Source organism: Mesorhizobium sp. WSM4841, assembly GCF_055811515.1.
The window spans coordinates 35,509-51,224 of record NZ_JBVVQC010000041.1 but is presented as its reverse complement, the minus strand read 5'-3'; the positions used below and the strand labels follow the sequence as shown (position 1 = coordinate 51,224).

General features: G+C 62.1%; 16 protein-coding genes and 2 tRNA genes. 10 read left to right on the top strand and 8 right to left on the bottom strand.

Annotated elements, in window-relative coordinates:
• Nucleotides 1-85: 85 nt before the first annotated feature.
• Nucleotides 86-175: transfer RNA gene (locus AC0L14_RS31195), tRNA-Ser, on the bottom strand.
• 282 nt (nt 176-457) lie between these two features.
• Here AC0L14_RS31195 and AC0L14_RS31190 point away from each other — a divergent pair.
• The 3 genes from AC0L14_RS31190 to AC0L14_RS31180 all read left to right on the top strand — a co-directional run bounded on the left by AC0L14_RS31190 (nt 458) and on the right by AC0L14_RS31180 (nt 2,103).
• A complete protein-coding gene (locus AC0L14_RS31190) occupies nt 458-847 on the top strand; it encodes a hypothetical protein (RefSeq protein WP_473487213.1) in 390 nt (129 codons plus the stop codon).
• Between the two features lie 433 nt (nt 848-1,280).
• A complete protein-coding gene (locus AC0L14_RS31185) occupies nt 1,281-1,403 on the top strand; it encodes a hypothetical protein (protein ID WP_473529229.1) in 123 nt (40 codons plus the stop codon).
• A 406-nt stretch (nt 1,404-1,809) separates the two neighbouring features.
• Nucleotides 1,810-2,103, top strand: a complete 294-nt coding sequence (locus AC0L14_RS31180) for a hypothetical protein (protein WP_123150685.1) — start codon at nt 1,810-1,812, stop codon at nt 2,101-2,103.
• Between the two features lie 15 nt (nt 2,104-2,118).
• Here AC0L14_RS31180 and AC0L14_RS31175 read toward each other — a convergent pair whose 3' ends face one another.
• On the bottom strand, nt 2,119-2,283 hold the full coding sequence (locus AC0L14_RS31175) for a type II toxin-antitoxin system antitoxin (protein ID WP_082982500.1): 165 nt from the start codon (nt 2,281-2,283) through the stop codon (nt 2,119-2,121).
• A gap of 413 nt (nt 2,284-2,696) precedes the next feature.
• On the opposite strand from AC0L14_RS31175, the gene AC0L14_RS31170 reads away from it, so the two are divergent.
• Both AC0L14_RS31170 and AC0L14_RS31165 read left to right on the top strand, forming a co-directional pair.
• Nucleotides 2,697-2,906, top strand: coding sequence for a hypothetical protein (locus tag AC0L14_RS31170; protein WP_473487217.1), 210 nt, complete (start codon nt 2,697-2,699; stop codon nt 2,904-2,906).
• 434 nt (nt 2,907-3,340) lie between these two features.
• Nucleotides 3,341-3,718, top strand: a complete 378-nt coding sequence (locus AC0L14_RS31165; protein ID WP_473751785.1) for a hypothetical protein — start codon at nt 3,341-3,343, stop codon at nt 3,716-3,718.
• A 98-nt stretch (nt 3,719-3,816) separates the two neighbouring features.
• Here AC0L14_RS31165 and AC0L14_RS31160 read toward each other — a convergent pair whose 3' ends face one another.
• The 4 genes from AC0L14_RS31160 to AC0L14_RS31145 all read right to left on the bottom strand — a co-directional run bounded on the left by AC0L14_RS31160 (nt 3,817) and on the right by AC0L14_RS31145 (nt 7,894).
• Nucleotides 3,817-4,230: a hypothetical protein gene (locus AC0L14_RS31160; protein ID WP_473751784.1), complete on the bottom strand. Its 414-nt coding sequence runs from the start codon at nt 4,228-4,230 to the stop codon at nt 3,817-3,819.
• A gap of 96 nt (nt 4,231-4,326) precedes the next feature.
• Nucleotides 4,327-4,401: transfer RNA gene (locus AC0L14_RS31155), tRNA-Glu, on the bottom strand.
• A 189-nt stretch (nt 4,402-4,590) separates the two neighbouring features.
• Nucleotides 4,591-5,844 carry a YcbK family protein gene (locus AC0L14_RS31150; protein WP_473529225.1) on the bottom strand — a complete coding sequence of 418 codons (1,254 nt, stop codon included), beginning with the start codon at nt 5,842-5,844 and terminating at the stop codon, nt 4,591-4,593.
• Between the two features lie 214 nt (nt 5,845-6,058).
• Nucleotides 6,059-7,894 carry a PHA/PHB synthase family protein gene (locus AC0L14_RS31145; RefSeq protein WP_473529224.1) on the bottom strand — a complete coding sequence of 612 codons (1,836 nt, stop codon included), beginning with the start codon at nt 7,892-7,894 and terminating at the stop codon, nt 6,059-6,061.
• A 96-nt stretch (nt 7,895-7,990) separates the two neighbouring features.
• Here AC0L14_RS31145 and AC0L14_RS31140 point away from each other — a divergent pair, with 96 nt between their 5' ends.
• From AC0L14_RS31140 to recJ, 5 genes are all read left to right on the top strand, one after another.
• A complete protein-coding gene (locus AC0L14_RS31140; protein WP_473529223.1) occupies nt 7,991-8,398 on the top strand; it encodes a hypothetical protein in 408 nt (135 codons plus the stop codon).
• Nucleotides 8,399-8,477: 79 nt separating this feature from the next.
• A complete protein-coding gene (locus tag AC0L14_RS31135; protein ID WP_192355510.1) occupies nt 8,478-9,695 on the top strand; it encodes an LL-diaminopimelate aminotransferase in 1,218 nt (405 codons plus the stop codon).
• A gap of 67 nt (nt 9,696-9,762) precedes the next feature.
• A complete protein-coding gene (locus tag AC0L14_RS31130) occupies nt 9,763-11,076 on the top strand; it encodes a homoserine dehydrogenase (RefSeq protein WP_473751782.1) in 1,314 nt (437 codons plus the stop codon).
• Between the two features lie 140 nt (nt 11,077-11,216).
• Nucleotides 11,217-12,200 carry a class II fructose-bisphosphatase gene (gene glpX / locus AC0L14_RS31125; protein WP_473529221.1) on the top strand — a complete coding sequence of 328 codons (984 nt, stop codon included), beginning with the start codon at nt 11,217-11,219 and terminating at the stop codon, nt 12,198-12,200.
• 61 nt (nt 12,201-12,261) lie between these two features.
• Nucleotides 12,262-14,046, top strand: a complete 1,785-nt coding sequence (recJ, locus tag AC0L14_RS31120) for a single-stranded-DNA-specific exonuclease RecJ (protein WP_473529220.1) — start codon at nt 12,262-12,264, stop codon at nt 14,044-14,046.
• A gap of 35 nt (nt 14,047-14,081) precedes the next feature.
• On the opposite strand, the gene AC0L14_RS31115 is transcribed toward recJ, so the two are convergent.
• The gene (locus AC0L14_RS31115; RefSeq protein WP_473487233.1) at nt 14,082-15,050 is read right to left on the bottom strand and encodes a patatin family protein; all 969 of its coding nucleotides are present in this window, start codon (nt 15,048-15,050) and stop codon (nt 14,082-14,084) included.
• A gap of 84 nt (nt 15,051-15,134) precedes the next feature.
• On the bottom strand, nt 15,135-15,605 hold the full coding sequence (gene hisI, locus AC0L14_RS31110) for a phosphoribosyl-AMP cyclohydrolase (RefSeq protein ID WP_473487234.1): 471 nt from the start codon (nt 15,603-15,605) through the stop codon (nt 15,135-15,137).
• Nucleotides 15,606-15,716: the final 111 nt, after the last annotated feature.

Below are 15,716 nucleotides of genomic sequence, written 5' to 3'. Positions count from 1 at the left end.
TCGACAACCCGTTCGGCACGAGGTTGTCACCCATGTCTTAGGTACAAACTGTTACCCATGTCTCCGGGCCGTACAGTTTGCGGTCTGGCGGAGCGAGTGGGATTCGAACCCACGGTACCGTTCCCGGTACGGAAGTTTTCAAGACTTCTGCCTTAAACCACTCGGCCATCGCTCCAGATGTGATATTTATGTGATATTTTCTCGGCCTCGATCCTTGTCAAATACCGGATTCCTGCCGTTTCCTACCTCTCCAGCAACGGTTTTCAAGACCGATGCCTTAAACCGCGGCTATCCCTCCATCGTGAATTTGCAACCACGTCGCGTCCAAGGCGCGGCTGGAAGCCAATCAAGGCAGTCTGACTGCTGAATTCCTTGACAACTGAAGACGGCTCAACAGATGAGGAGCCAAAGGCGTTTGCTTTAGCCTCGCAGGAGCGGTCTCAAGGGAACCGTCCATATGCACCGTACTTTCCGGGGAATCTTGGCGACAATGTTGATTGCCTGTGGTGTCGCAGACGCTGCCGGCTACACGCAGGCGCAAAATCTGCTCACCATCACCGCACCAGTCTCCGGTCAGACTGTTGACGGGACGCTCTCCTTTTCCGGGACGGCTTTCGTCAACAGTATTACACGGCGCGGTACTATTCGCGGACAGACCAACACCGGGGTCGAATGCCGAGGCACGACCACTGCCAACCTTACCTTCTCGCATGGAGAAGGAACGATGGTTTGCGGGCAACTCTCAACCCGATTCGTGTTCTCGCTGACCAGCAGACAACCCCCGGTTGGCACAGGAACGGGAACCCTTTCCGACGGGCGCAAAGTGGTGTTAAGAATAGGACAATGACCGCAAAACGACTGGCACGAATTGATGTCCTACTCGCGGCGCACGTGGCTTTCACCCGTTTGGCCCAGTTGCCAGAACCGGTCTTGGTCGCGCCATTTCCGGTTATTGGCGGGACGGACCATTAGCTAGCAGACATTTAGCACCAGGATTGGTGCTGTTGTCGAGGACGGGACCTGCACAGCCCCGAGCCTTGAGCGGATCGTGAAAACCTGGACGAGAACTGGTCGCCGCGTGGTCGTGTTGCGACTTTGCCGGCAGCACGGTCGACGAATTCGAGCTGCTCGGCGTCGAGCGCGAGCGGGGCAAGGCAGCATTCGCCCTGCTGGCCGAACCAGGCACCGGGAAATATGTCGGTTCCGCCTTCATCACCTTGGGCCACGACATGCGGCAACGATTGTGGGAGCGCGTCCACGCCGGACCGCCTCCGAAGGCCATGAAGAAGAGACCGGCGACGCAATGGGTCGGGCCTGGGATGAAGCTGCGCGTCAAGCATCTCCGTGGCGAGCACGGCCACATACGCCATGCGACGCTGCTCGGTTTCAGTGACGAGAGCTAAGCCGTGTACTCGTAAATCAGCCTAGATCGATTTAACGGGGCATGTCCGCCCGCTCCACCTCGTCGGCGCGGGCGAGCAGAGTCGGCAACGCGCGGCGTTCCTCAATCACGCGGCAACTTCGTAGCCACTATCCTGACGCCGCCCATATCGTTCGGACTGGCAGATAGGCGTTTGTCTCCAGCCATTCGCGGAGCACGGTTTGAATGAGATCCGCCCGGCCAATTTTCATTTCAGCCGCGATGGAGTTGAGAGCGTCCTCGGTTGCGGGCTCCAGCGGCACGCCGTCAGTTCGCACGGGGCGGGCGGTTTGCTCCAGTCCGGAATTCCGATTTGGAGGCCGCCATTGCACAGCTGCCCTGCGACATGCGAGTTTGTCAACCAAATGGCTCATCATGGGAGTCTCGTCATGTCCATTCGCCGGATTGCGTTGACCTCGGCAGCGGTCACGCTTGCCTTCACAACCCTCGCCCAGGCCAGGCCGGACACCCGCGCCATGACCTGCCAACAGACGCAGGCGCTAATCCAGAGCCATGGCTCGGCGGTGCTGACCACCGGCCCGAACACCTATGCGCTCTACGTCCGCCAGTACAGCAATGCGTGCGACTGGTCGTTAATCCCAGCGGTAGGGTTTGTGCCGACGCGCGATGGCCAGTGCTTGGTTCATCGATGCAGAGAGCCGCTCTACACTCCTCCCGGCTGACGGTGACGAGCATAGCTATTCTGCTGCGCCTTTCGGCAGGTAGCCCTTTTCCCGCAGATACGTGGTCAGGATCTTCTCGACCATCGATGACACAGACCGCATGTCATCCTTCGCCGCTTCCTCCAGAGCATTTTTCAACCCCTGTTCGATGCGGAACGAAATCGGAGCCGTCCTGACCATGGTGTGCGATCCTCATACAATGTAGTTGACGATTGATGGCATTGTATGAGATTGTGAGAGGGTAAGCAAACTAAACCACGGGAGAAACTAAATGCCGAACATCACTGTTCGGGCAGCCGCCGAAGGCATGCCCGAGAATCAACCGCCGCCACATCCTAGGCGGTGCGTCATGAGCGCCGACAAGGAAAAGGCAGCCTTCTTCGGTCTGGAGCCGCTGCTCTGCGACACTATCAACATGCTCGATGTCCTCGTAGGCATGATGGACAGTATGGGACTAACCGCAAAACCCGTCCGGCCCCAATCATGTGCTGACCCAAGGCGAGGCCGATCGGCTTGTCTTCGTTGCCTGCACCGGAGTCGATGTCCCAAAAGGCTAGGCAAGCCTACTATGAAGCGCTCGGATGGGATGCGTCATGCTGAAGAAGGACCGCGTTGCCCACTACCTGGAGAAAGCCGAGCGCTTGGAATACATCATCCCGAACTTCGACCCGGCGAACGGGGACATGATCCTGGTGTTCAAGACCGAAGACGCCAGCGGCGGGCGCTCATTCCGCCTCTCGCCAGAGTTGGGCGCCAAGTTCCGTTCCTACATTTTCCAGGCGATCCGCGAGAAGGCAAACTGAGAAATGCCCGGCCGCCGACTTGGCCCGCTGCCTCACGGTGGCGGGCTTTTTTGCTGGGGCGGTCAGTTCGGCGCGATTAACGTTCTCTGCGATTTCCAAGACTGAGTGTCGATCGCGTCTTTAGTAGCCGCCACCGCCAGTACCGCCAGTACCGCCGGCACTGCCACTACTGCCCCCGCTCGATGTAGACGCGGTTGCCGGTGCGGGTGGAGCCTCGCCGCGTGGTGCTGTCATGCAGGCAGTCAAAAGTAATACCGAAAACAGGATGAAGAGGCGCATATCGATAACCTCCTTTGGTAGGGTGTTCTCTATCGACAACGTCTCAGGTCCATCATTATTCCGCGAAGTCTGATCGGAATGCCCGCTGCCTCACGGTGGCGGGCTTTTCACAACTGACAACTCGAACGGCGCAAATTAGCAATTGCTGATGCTTTATGCTTAGCTGGAAAATCATCGTTCAAAAGAGAGGGGTTGAACAAATGTCTACATCACGTCGGGCATTGCTTTCCTTGCTGAGTGCAACTGTCGTATGCGCCGCCATTTCTGGCATCGCGTCTGCGAAAGGAGGCGGTGGAGGCGGTAAGGGCGGCAAGGGCAGCAAGGATGGCGCGATGGACATCGGTCCCGGCCTATTGCCAGCGAGCGGAACCAGCCCACAACAGGTAAAAACTTTCAAATCCTTCGAAGGCAAGGCATGCAACCGTGACTACAAACTGCTTTGCCCAAACACACCGATCGGCAAATGCGATCTTGTAGGCATGAGCGGGCAGTTGTCACCCAAGTGCAAGGCCTTCGTAGACACGCACCGATGAAAATCCCACTGCTGACCGCATTGACCCGCGCCGCCGACACGAACGCTGCTATCGATCTATCTCGCGACGGGTCCGCTGCCCCACGGTGGCGGGCTTTTTCATCCCGTCGAGGGGTAAATCAATGTCGCGCCCTCGGCCACATAGTCAGTGACCTTCCATCCCTCAATGCAGAACTCTAGATGGACAAAATTGGCTTCCCCCTCGTTTGAACTGAGATCTAGGGCAGCACCGTTCTTGTCGAGGAACTCGCGCAAGCGGTGACGCAATTCGTGTAGCCAAAGATTACGTTTGCCGTCTGGGGAGATCTGCAGTTCAACTGCAAGGTCAACATCGGGCCCGTTGGACGTGTCTTTTTCACGCCGCTGCCCTGAAAACCGCGACCCGAATATCCATGCCCTCTCCACTATTTCCTGTTGTTCATCGAGCCACACCAGGAGGCCGGCCAACTGTTTGGACGTCATATGAAGTCCGAGCGCTGCCGGGTTTGCTGGTGGAAGAGAGCTACCGGCCATGCGCTACTTTCTCCAGACGATTCGACCAGCTCAAGTAGGAAATTGGCCAAACGTTGGACATGGCGGGGGAGTTTTCCGCTAAGTGCTTGATTTTGCTGGTACGCCCAAGGGGAATCGAACCCCTGTTACCGCCGTGAAAGGGCGGTGTCCTGACCGCTAGACGATGGGCGCGCTCAGATGTGAGCGCTTATAGTTGCGTTGCACCAAACCGGCAACCCGTCTGCCGCTGCCTGCGACAACTTTTTTCAGTGGCCGCAAAACCGCGCATTTTCGGCGCTCTAGTCCGGTTCGACGCGGCACCGCATGCCGTCGTGAGACGGCGCATTGCGGACGTTGCATAATCGAGGGAAGAACCAGCCGCTACCGCCGCCGGCGGCAGCGCCAGTTCCAGTCGCGCTCGGGACCGACGTCGATGTGAACGGATTCGGTATGGCAGTAAGTGCCGACGCCGCCGCGCCCGGGCATGCTGCGGATGTAGCTTGCCAGTTGCGCTTTCGAGACGCCTGGAACCTGGATGTCGGCAGCGGCGCAATACATGTGCAGCGAATTCTTGGCGCCGTTGGCGCGGCGGTTGCGGGCCGGGTCACGATAGCCGGAGGTGACGATCATCTTCTTGCCGTAGTGGCCCTCGATCGTCTTGAGCACGCGGACCAGCGAAGGTTTTAGGCAGGCAACGTCGACATTCTCGGTCTGCTTCAAAAGACCGTTGGGCGCCAGCCGGGCAAGCCCGGCAGCGGATGCCACCTGATAGGCGCCGCCTTCATCCTCGTTCAGATCGACGTCGCTGTCGTCGTCGAGGCCGGATTTGCGCTTGATCTCGAAGAGTGCGGTCTTGCGTACGCCAGGCAGCGCGTCGTCGGTGAAATGGCTGGTGTCGCCGATCGAAGCCAGTTGCACCGGCTTTTCAGCCGATTTGGCCGAGGCCAACGTGATGGTCGGCTTTGCCGCCGCCGCCTTGGGCTGGGCGGAAGCCGGTTTCTCGCCCGACCTGTTGTTGACTTGCGGGGCAGGGGCCGCCGAGGCGGGCGTGGCGCTGAACAAAGAGGAGAGGAACCCCTTCTTCTTCGGCGCATAGGCTTGCGGCTGCGGCTCTCCGGCGGTCACATAAACCGGGTTGTTCATCGCCGGCGCGGCGGCCTCGACTTTGGACTTCGTGCCTGCATCGGCGGTTTCAGTCTTCTGCGTAGCAGCGTCGGCCTGTTCAACCGTCTGTGCGGACTGTTCCTGTGGCTGCGGCGTCTGGCCCGCAGCAGCGCCTGCGCGCGCAGGTGCCGTGACGGGGAAGCCGGCATCGGACTTGGCGCCTCCCTGGGGGGCCTGGGTCCCCGGCTTGGCCATTGGCACATAAGCGACCTGCTCGGGAAGGCTTGCGTCGCCCTCGGCGGTCATCGTCATCTGTGAAGTCGTGATCTGCGACGACGAATCAACGGCGACCTGTTGGGTACCAGAGGCCGTGCTGATATCCGTAGCAGAGGCGTTATAACCGGGCATGCCGACTGACAGGGACGGGTCGCCGGCCGAGGTGCAGGACGCCAGGAGCACGGAGAAAAGCGCGGCCGTAATGGCGCGGCTTTCTCCCTTCGCGAGGCGCGATCCTGCTGATTTCAAAACCAAATTCCCCCTCGATGTCCGACCGGTAAATCATTGGCGCGGCGTCGGAACGTCTCGCCGAAATAAATCCTTGCCCCGAACGGAAACGAGACCTGTGTCAAATCCGCAAGCCCCAGAGTAATTCGACGGCTAGAGAGGAATCGAGGCTGCTTAAGGGTTGACGACACCATTTCGTCTTCTTTTGGCGGCGCGTCAACTCACCACACATTACAGAAGGTTACACACGCACCTTGACATAGGTGCCTGGCGCGTCGCCCAGGGTTTTCATGTGTTTGCCGGGTTTGCGGGCCGGCACGCGGGTGTTGTCCTTGGCCTCGATCCAGCGTTGCCAGTGCGGCCACCAGGAGCCGGGATGGTTTGTGGCCTTGGCGAACCACTGGTCGAAGTCGCCCACCGGCTTGCCGCCGGTCCAGTAGTGATATTTTTGCGCCGCCGGCGGATTGACGACGCCGGCGATGTGGCCGGAGCCGGCCATGACGTAGTCGACCTCGCCGCCGAAATATTTCGAGCCGAGGAACACCGAAAGCGCCGGCGCGATATGGTCTTCCTTCGAGGCGAGGTTGTAGACCGGGATGGTAATATCCTTCAGCGACACCACGCGGCCCGCGAGCTCCATCATGCCTTGCGAAAGTCTGTTCTCGAGATAGCAATTGCGCAGGTAGAAAGAATGGTTGGCCGCGGCCATGCGGGTCGAATCGGCGTTCCAGTAGAGCAGGTCGAAAGGCAGGGGATCCTTGCCGCGCATGTAGTTGTTGACGACATAGGGCCAGATCAGGTCGCCCGAGCGCAGCATGTTGAAGGCGGTCGCCATCTTGGTGCCGTCGAGATAGCCCTTCTCGTTCATCGCCTTTTCGACGGCCGCGACCTGCTCCTCGTCGACGAACACTTTCAGGTCGCCGGCATAGGTGAAATCGACCTGCGTGGTGAAGAAGGTGGCCGATTTGATGCGGTGGTCGCCTTCCTGCGCCATCAGCGCCAGGGCCGCCGCCAGAATCGTGCCGCCGACGCAATAGCCGACGGCGTTGACGTCCTTTTCACCGGTGGCCTTTTCGATCGTGTCCAGGCCGTATTGCAGGCCCTCTCTGATATAGGCCTCCCAGCTCTTGGTGCCGTGGCGCTCGTCCGGGTTAATCCAGGAGATGACGAAGACGGTGTGGCCCTGCTCGACCGCCCAGCGGATGAACGACTTTTGCGGATTGAGATCGAGAATGTAGAATTTGTTGATCCATGGCGGGCAGATCAGCAGCGGCCGCTTGAGCACGGTCTCGGTCGCCGGATCGTACTGCAGGATCTCAGCGACATCGCTGCGGCCCACCACCTTGCCGGGTGTCGTGGCGAGGTTCTTGCCGATCTCGAAGGACGAGTAATCTGCCTGCCTCAGTTTCAGGTCGCCCTTGCCGGCGGCGATGTCCTCGGCCAGCATCTTCATTCCGCGCACCAGGTTTTCACCATTCGAGGCGATGGTCTCGCGAAACAGTTCCGGATTGGTCAGGATGAAATTCGATGGCGAGATGGCGTTGGATACCTGCTTGACGTAGAAGCTGGCCTTGTGGCGGGTGTGCTCGTCCAGGCCATCGGCGTGCTCGACCAGCTCGGTCGCCCAGCGCGAGGTGACGAGATAGGCCTGCTTGAGGAAATCGAAGAAAGCATTGCGGCCCCATTCCGGGTCCTGGAAGCGCTTGTCGCCGAGCTCGGGCTTGACCGCGTCTTCGGCGTCTTCGCCGCCGGCACTGAGGCGCTGGATCGAGTTGGCCCAGACGGTCATGTAGCCGGAGAACAGCCGCGTCTGCGCCTCCAGCGCGCGCTGCGGATCGGAAAGCCAGTATTCGCTGAGCTTGGAGAAGGTCTTCACCATGTCGACGACCGGCTCGGCGACATGATCGCGCACCTCGCCTTTTTCCCGCGGCTCGGCCCATGCGGAGGCCGCCTTGCCGGCCTGCTCGATCATGCGCGCCATGTTCAAGGCGAAGCGTTCCGGGTCCTTCACCAGATATTGCTCGACGGTGGAAGGCCGCTCATCTTCCGTTTTTCCCGAATCGGGTGTTTTGGACATGGTTGGCGGGTTCCTCCCGAAGCGTTTTCTTGACATATTACCATGGGATGTCCGACAGGGTCCAACGTGCTCTACCTCGGCTGCCAAGGAAACAATATGACGATTAATATTGGCGACGCTGTTTTTTCTACCACTGGTTTTTCCGGCACTGGTCGTTTTTGCCGCATGGGCGCGGCGATCGTCCTGCTGGCGATATCAGGCTGTTCGAGCACCAACGTCGAGGGCGCTAGGCCTGTCGCGGCTGCCGACGGGCCAAAGAACACCGGCACCTATCCCAACCTGAATATCCCGCCGCAGGCAGCGGCAGAGCAGTTCACCGAGGCGGAAAAGAACGCCAAGCTCGCCCAGTTGAAAGCCGACGAGCAGGCGCAGGGCTCAAAAGGCGGCGCAGTCAAGGCCACGAACCAGGCGGCGCTGAACACACTGGCAAGGAAGCACGGCACCGACGCGCTGAAGCAGATCGAAGCCAAATGCAATCCCGGCCTCGACCCTACTTGCAAATAGGGTTATATCGCGCGACCGACAAGCACCTTTGCCAAAAACCACTTTGACCGTCTGGAATTGACCCACCACTGGAAATGATATGGAAGAATTTCACAAGGTCCGCCGGCTTCCGCCCTATGTCTTCGAGCAGGTCAACCGGCTGAAGGCCAGTGCCCGTTCGCGCGGCGCCGACATCATCGACCTTGGCATGGGCAATCCGGATCTGCCGACGCCCAAGGCCATCGTCGACAAATTGTGCGAGGTCGTGCGCGACCCGCGCACGCACCGCTATTCGTCGTCGCGCGGCATTCCGGGCCTGCGCCGCGCCCAGGCCAATTACTATGCCCGCCGTTTCGGCGTGAAACTCGACCCGGACACGCAAGTGGTGGCGACGCTGGGCTCGAAGGAAGGCTTTGCCAATATGGCGCAGGCGATCACCGCGCCCGGCGATGTGATCCTGTGCCCCAACCCGACCTATCCGATCCACGCTTTCGGCTTCATCATGTCGGGCGGCGTCATCCGCTCGTTGCAGGTTGAGCCGGACGACGGCTTCATTCCGGCGCTGGAGCGCGGCATTCGCCATTCGATCCCGAAGCCGCTGGCGTTGATCCTCAATTATCCGTCGAACCCGACGGCGCAGGTCGCCTCGCTCGATTTCTACAAGGACGTGGTTGCCTTCGCCAAGAAGAACGACGTCATCATCCTGTCGGATCTTGCCTATTCGGAAATTTATTTTGACGGCAATCCGCCGCCTTCGGTGCTGCAGGTGCCGGGCGCGATCGACGTGGCGGTCGAGTTCACCTCGATGTCGAAGACCTTTTCCATGCCCGGCTGGCGCATGGGTTTTGCCGTCGGCAATGAGCGGTTGATCTCGGCGCTGACGCGGGTGAAATCCTATCTCGACTACGGCGCCTTCACGCCGATCCAGGTGGCGGCCGCGCACGCGCTCAACGGCGACGGCGCCGATATCGCTGAAGTGCGCGACATCTACCACAAGCGCCGCGACGTCATGGTCGACGCATTCAGCCGCGCCGGCTGGACTGTTCCGGCGCCGGCGGCATCGATGTTCGCCTGGGCGCCGATTCCGGAGCCGTTCAAGCACCTCGGGTCGCTCGAATTCTCCAAGCTTCTGATCGAGCACGCCGATGTGGCGGTGGCGCCGGGCGTCGGCTTCGGCGAGCATGGCGACGATCATGTGCGCATCGCGCTGGTCGAGAACGAGCACCGGATCCGGCAGGCGGCGCGCAACATCAAGCGCTTCCTAACGTCCAGCGCCAAACAGCCCAACAATGTGGTGCCGCTCGCCGCGCATCGTTGAGTGGCCATAGATCACATCGAGTGGCCACAGATCACATCGACCAAAACCTTGAGGGGCGTCGCCGGACATGGCTGAAGCGTTGCGTGTTGGAATCGCCGGTCTCGGCACCGTCGGCGCGTCGGTGGCGCGCGTGCTGCGCGACAAGGCGGCGGAACTGACGCGGCAATGCGGCCGCGAGATCGTCGTGTCAGCCGTTTCGGCCCGCGATCGCAAACGCGACCGCGGCGTCGATCTCGACGCGGTCAAGTGGTTCGACGATCCGGTAGGAATGGCGCAGGCCGCCGATATCGATGTCTTTGTCGAACTGATCGGCGGTGACGAAGGGCCGTCGCGATCATCCGTGAAAGCAGCGCTTGAAGCCGGCCGCCACGTCGTCACCGCCAACAAGGCGCTGCTCGCCAAGCATGGCGTGGCGCTGGCCGAGATCGCCGAGAAGAAGGGCGTGCTGCTCAATTACGAGGCGGCGGTGGCGGGCGGCATTCCGGTCATCAAGACGATGCGCGAGGCGATGGCCGGCAATTCGGTGACCCGTGTCTTCGGCATCCTCAACGGCACCTGCAACTATATCCTGACCCGCATGGAGGCAGAGGGCTTGTCGTTCGACGCCTGCCTGAAGGACGCGCAGCGGCTCGGCTATGCCGAGGCCGACCCGACCTTCGACATCGAGGGTCACGACACCGCACACAAGCTGTCGATCCTGACCAGCCTTGCCTTCGGCACGAGGATCGCCGCCAACGACATCTACATGGAGGGGATTTCCAACATCAGCCAGGCCGACATCCGCGCGGCCAGCGATCTCGGCTACCGGATAAAGCTGCTCGGCGTCGCCCAACGCACGGAAAGCGGTATCGAACAGCGCGTGCACCCGACCATGGTGCCGACGGCTTCGGTCATCGCGCAGGTGCACGGCGTCACCAATGCGGTGGCCATCGAAACCGATATCCTTGGCGAGCTTTTGCTCTCCGGTCCCGGTGCCGGCGGCAACGCCACCGCATCGGCGGTGGTCGGCGACATTGCCGACATCGCCAAGAGCCGGCCCGGTTTCCAGCACGGTCCGGTCTTCGGCCTGCCGGCGAAGGAATTGCGGCCGTACAAGAAGGCGCAGATGCGCAGCCATGCCGGCGGCTATTTCATCCGGCTGACCGTGCACGACCGCATCGGCGTCTTTGCCGCCATCGCCAAGCGCATGGCCGACAACGACATTTCGCTGGAATCGATCGTGCAGCACGCCGCCGGGCCGGATACCGCCTTGCAGAAGACGGTGATCCTCGTCACCCACGAGACGACGGAAGCGGCGGTCCGCAAGGCTGTCGACGGCATCACCAGGGACGATCATCTGACCGACAAGCCGCAGGTTATCCGCATCGAGCGCGCGGAATAGGGATTTCTCCTTCTCCTTCAATCGATTGATATCGTTGTGTTTTCAAAAAAGGCCCGCCCAGGTCTTGCTGTTGTCATGGAGCTTTGACACAACCGGCGCGCCTCTGGCGGGAGGCAATGTGCCAACGAGGATTGTCCACGATGAACGTTGCCCAGAACATCGTCGCCGGCCTTGACCGGATACTCACCATGGAACTGGTGCGTGTCACCGAACGCGCCGCGGTTGCGGCGGCAAGGTTGCGCGGACGCGGCGACGAAAAGGCCGCCGACCAGGCCGCGGTCGACGCGATGCGCGAAGAGCTCAACCGCCTCGCCATCAACGGCACGGTGGTGATCGGTGAAGGCGAGCGCGACGAGGCACCGATGCTCTATATCGGCGAAGAGGTCGGTTCCGGCAAAGGCCCGGCGGTCGATATTGCGCTCGATCCGCTCGAAGGCACGACGATCTGCGCCAAGAACCTGCCCAATGCATTGGCGGTCATCGCCATTGCCGAAAAGGGCAGCCTTCTGTTCGCGCCCGACGTCTATATGGACAAGATCGCCATTGGCCCGGGTTATGCGGACGGCGTCATCGACATCGATGCCGCGCCGGCCGAAAACATCGCCAGCCTGGCCAGGGCCAAGGGCGTGGCGGTGTCGGAGGTCACTGCCTGCATCCTCGATCGGCCGCGCCATGGCGCGCTGATCGAGGCGGTGCGCGCCACGGGCGCTGCGATCCGGCTGATCGGCGATGGTGACGTCGCCGGCGTCATCCACACCACCGATCCGGACGAAACCGGCATCGACATCTATCTCGGCACCGGCGGCGCGCCGGAGGGTGTGCTGGCGGCGGCAGCGTTGCGCTGCACCGGCGGCCAGATGCAGGGAAGGCTGATCCTCGACACGCCGCAAAAGCTGGCACGCGCGGCGAAGATGGGCATCCTCAATCCGAAGCGGGTCTACCGCGCGCAAGACATGGCGCGCAGGGACGTGCTGTTCGCGGCAACCGGCGTGACCGACGGCAACATGCTGGCCGGCGTCAAGTTCGGCCGCAATTCCATCACCACGCATACAATCGTGCTGCGCTCGTCGTCGCGCACCGTGCGCGAGATCAAGGCAAGGCACCAGGATCTGGAAAAGTTTTGATTCCCGACTCGGCTAGCCGTCGCATATTGTGAGAAATGACAATCCGCAGACGGCGCGTCGCATGACGGGCGAAAACCGTATCTTCCTCGACGTCAGGCAGTCGGCATCAGGTGTTTCCTGGGAACACCGGCTGACCGAGCGGCAGGACATGACCGCACTCGCCATCGCGCAAGGCTATGGCGTGCCGGACATCGTTGCGCGCGTCCTTGCCGGGCGCGGCGTGACCGCCGAGCAGACCGAGCGGTTCCTTGATCCGACCATCCGCGATCTTTTGCCGGACCCGGCGTCGCTGACCGACATGGACAAGGCCGCCGTCCGCATCGCCGGGGCAGTCGTTGCCGGGGAAAAGGTGGCGATCTTCGGCGACTACGATGTCGATGGCGCGGCCTCGTCGGCGCTGCTCAAGCGGTTCCTCACGCATTTCTCCGTGCCTGCGGAGATCTACATACCGGACCGTATCTTCGAAGGGTACGGCCCCAATCCGGAAGCGATGCGCGAGCTCGTCTCGCGCGGCGCGACGCTGATCGTCACCGTCGATTGCGGCACCAACAGCGCCGTCTCCATCGACGCGGCGAAGGCCGCCGGTGCCGATGTCGTGGTGCTCGACCATCACCAGCTCGGCGGTCCGTTGCCGGCAGCGGTTGCGGTGGTCAATCCCAATCGCGAGGACGACCTTTCGGGGCAGGGCCATCTTTGTGCCGCCGGCGTCGTCTTCCTGGCTCTGGTGCAGACGGCGAAGATCCTGCGCGGCCGGTTGCCGGATGCCGCACCGCCGGACCTGCTCGGCTTGCTCGACCTCGTTGCCCTGGCGACCGTTTGCGACGTGGTGCCGCTGACCGGCGTCAACCGCGCCTTCGTGGTCAAGGGACTGCAGATGGCACGCCAACAGAGGAACGAAGGATTGGCGGCATTGGCGCGGGTCTCGCGCATCGGCGAGCCGGTCAGTACCTTCCATCTGGCCTATCTGATCGGCCCGCGCATCAATGCCGGCGGGCGTATCGGCGACGCAGCACTCGGCAGCCGCCTGCTCGCCACCGACGATCCCGTCGAGGCCCGCACCATCGCGGAGACGCTGGACCGGCTCAATCAGGAGCGGCAACAGATGGAATTGGAAATGCTGGCCGCGGCACGCGTCGAGGCCGATGCCGAGCTTGCCGGCGGCAATGGGCCGGCCATCGTCGTCACCGCCAGCTCCAGCTGGCATCCGGGCATCGTCGGCCTGCTCGCCTCGCGGCTCAAGGACCATGCGCGTCGGCCCGCTTTCGCCATCGCCTTCAACGCCAACGGCGTCGGCACGGGGTCGGGCCGTTCCGTGTCTGGCTTCGACCTTGGCCGGCTGGTGCGCGAGGCGGCCATTGCCGGGCTGATCGTCAAGGGCGGCGGCCATGGCATGGCGGCCGGCATCACAGTGGAGCGGGCGAAACTTGGCGCGCTCAGGGCCTTCTTCGAGGAACGAGCGGCGGCCGACGTGTTCCGGCTGCAGGGCGAGGAAAGCCTGGCGATCGACGGTGCGCTGGCCGCCGAGGGCGCGACGCTCGGCTTGCTCGATGCATTGGAGAAAGCCGGCCCGTTCGGCGCCGGGCATGTCGCACCGATCTTCGCGCTGCCGCGCCATCGCCTCGCCGATGCAAGGCCGGTCGGCACCAATCACATCCGCGCCGAGTTGCAGTCGGAAAGCGGCGGCCGCATCCAGGCGATCGCGTTTCGCGCCGTCGATACGGCACTAGGCGAATTCCTGTTCAAGAACAGGGGCAAGCCGGTGCACGTCGCCGGTTCACTGTCGGGCAATCACTGGAACGGCAACCGCACGGTGCAGTTCCGCATCGTCGATGCCGCATGCGCCTGAGAATCGCTTCCCGATTCTGCCGCGCGGGATCGCGTTTAAGCCAGAACCGTCTGCAGGCGGACCAGCTCATCGATCTGGGCCATCGTCACCTGATAGCCGATGCGGATCGCCTCGTCGGCGCGGTGGAACTCGGTCAGGCCGATATGGCTGAGCTTAGGCTGAAGCGACATGTCAGGCGGGTCGCCGGCAAGTCGCGCACGCGAAATGCGGTCCTGGATGATGTTGAAGGCTTCGACCATGACGCCGGTGATGCCGAGCCGTGTCTGGTACTGGTGCCCTGCGTCGATCTGGCCGGGCCTTGGCGCATCCTTTTCGACGAACAGTTCGCCGGCGCTGTGCTTGATGACGGCGGCGCGGCCGAACAGATCGTAGTGAAGGTTCACCGCGACCACGAGCGGCTGCTCGTAGGCGCGGCAGACCGAGACCGGAACCGGATTGACCAGCGCACCGTCGACCAGCACGCGCCCGTTGCAACTGACCGGTTCGAAAACGCCGGGCAGCGCATAGGAGGCGCGCATGGCGGTAATCAGCGACCCGCCCGACAGCCAGATTTCATGGCCGGTGCGGATCTCCGAGGTGACGCAGACGAAAGGCTTCGGCAGATCCTCGAAACGGATGCCGGCCATGTGCTCGCGCAGCCGTGCATCGAGCTTCATGCCGCCGAACAAGCCGCTGCCGCGCAGATTGAGGTCGAGAAGGCCAAAAATGCGCCGCTTCGTCAGGCTTCTGGCGAATTCTTCCAACTCGTCCAGCTTGCCGGCAAGATAGCAGCCGCCGACCAGCGCGCCGATCGAGGTGCCGGCGATCATCGACACTTCGATGCCGGCTTCGTCGAGCGCGCGCAGCACGCCGATATGGGCCCAGCCGCGCGCGCAGCCGCCGCCCAATGCCAGCGAAATGCCTGTTTTCTTGGCGGGGTTCGTTTCGGATGCACCGGCGGACGATGACAGGCCATTGGCCTCTCGAACGTCCGGTCTGTTGCGCGATGACGCCCATTCGAGCATCACAATCTCCCTTGTCCCACGGCCAACATACAGGCTGACCGTTCCGAAATCATGAATATACGTGGCTGCAGTTCGGCGAATGGTTCATATGGATGGTTCACGGGGCTTTCGATACGTTTTTTCCGCATCGAACAGCGGCTTGCTGCCGTCGCTGGCAAGCGTCCCCTTGCCGCCGATCAGTCCCACCGTCCGATAAAAGCAAGAACGCCGGCCGGTGTGGCAGGTTGCGTCGTGGCCCATCACTTTGACGCGCAACCATATGGCATCCTGGTCACAATCCGTGAGCATCTCGACGACGTTCTGGACATTCCCGGACGTTTCGCCCTTCTTCCACAGAGCGTTGCGCGAGCGCGACCAGTAGTGGGCGATGCCGGTTTCCAGCGTCAGCGCCAGCGCTTCGGCGTTCATATGCGCGACCATCAGCAGCATGCCGTCTTCGGCATCGGTGACGACGACGGTGACGAGGCCGCCGGCATCGAAGCGCGGCGAAAAGACCGTGCTTTCTTCCAGTGCCTTCTTGTCTGATGGAGCTTTCGGAAATTCCACTGCCGACATCGCCGGTCCTTGTTCAGGGCCTCGGCCCCCGCGCCCGGGGGGGGTTGGGGGGGGGGGCGGGGGGGGTGTGGGTGGGTGGGACGGGAAGCACCGCCACCCACCCCCGCGCGG

Bases quoted from the DNA above. Each gene is read 5' to 3' on its own strand.
- AC0L14_RS31145 (WP_473529224.1), bottom strand. From the start codon at position 7,894: ATGTCCAAAACACCCGATTCGGGAAAAACGGAAGATGAGCGGCCTTCC.
- AC0L14_RS31115 (WP_473487233.1), bottom strand. From the start codon at position 15,050: ATGCTCGAATGGGCGTCATCGCGCAACAGACCGGACGTTCGAGAGGCC.
- hisI (WP_473487234.1), bottom strand. From the start codon at position 15,605: ATGTCGGCAGTGGAATTTCCGAAAGCTCCATCAGACAAGAAGGCACTG.
- AC0L14_RS31190 (WP_473487213.1), top strand. From the start codon at position 458: ATGCACCGTACTTTCCGGGGAATCTTGGCGACAATGTTGATTGCCTGT.
- AC0L14_RS31175 (WP_082982500.1), bottom strand. From the start codon at position 2,283: ATGGTCAGGACGGCTCCGATTTCGTTCCGCATCGAACAGGGGTTGAAA.
- AC0L14_RS31165 (WP_473751785.1), top strand. From the start codon at position 3,341: ATGCTTAGCTGGAAAATCATCGTTCAAAAGAGAGGGGTTGAACAAATG.
- recJ (WP_473529220.1), top strand. From the start codon at position 12,262: ATGACGGGCGAAAACCGTATCTTCCTCGACGTCAGGCAGTCGGCATCA.
- AC0L14_RS31180 (WP_123150685.1), top strand. From the start codon at position 1,810: ATGTCCATTCGCCGGATTGCGTTGACCTCGGCAGCGGTCACGCTTGCC.
- AC0L14_RS31160 (WP_473751784.1), bottom strand. From the start codon at position 4,230: ATGGCCGGTAGCTCTCTTCCACCAGCAAACCCGGCAGCGCTCGGACTT.
- AC0L14_RS31135 (WP_192355510.1), top strand. From the start codon at position 8,478: ATGGAAGAATTTCACAAGGTCCGCCGGCTTCCGCCCTATGTCTTCGAG.
- glpX (WP_473529221.1), top strand. From the start codon at position 11,217: ATGAACGTTGCCCAGAACATCGTCGCCGGCCTTGACCGGATACTCACC.
- AC0L14_RS31185 (WP_473529229.1), top strand. From the start codon at position 1,281: ATGAAGAAGAGACCGGCGACGCAATGGGTCGGGCCTGGGATGAAGCTG.
- AC0L14_RS31140 (WP_473529223.1), top strand. From the start codon at position 7,991: ATGACGATTAATATTGGCGACGCTGTTTTTTCTACCACTGGTTTTTCC.
- AC0L14_RS31130 (WP_473751782.1), top strand. From the start codon at position 9,763: ATGGCTGAAGCGTTGCGTGTTGGAATCGCCGGTCTCGGCACCGTCGGC.
- AC0L14_RS31170 (WP_473487217.1), top strand. From the start codon at position 2,697: ATGCTGAAGAAGGACCGCGTTGCCCACTACCTGGAGAAAGCCGAGCGC.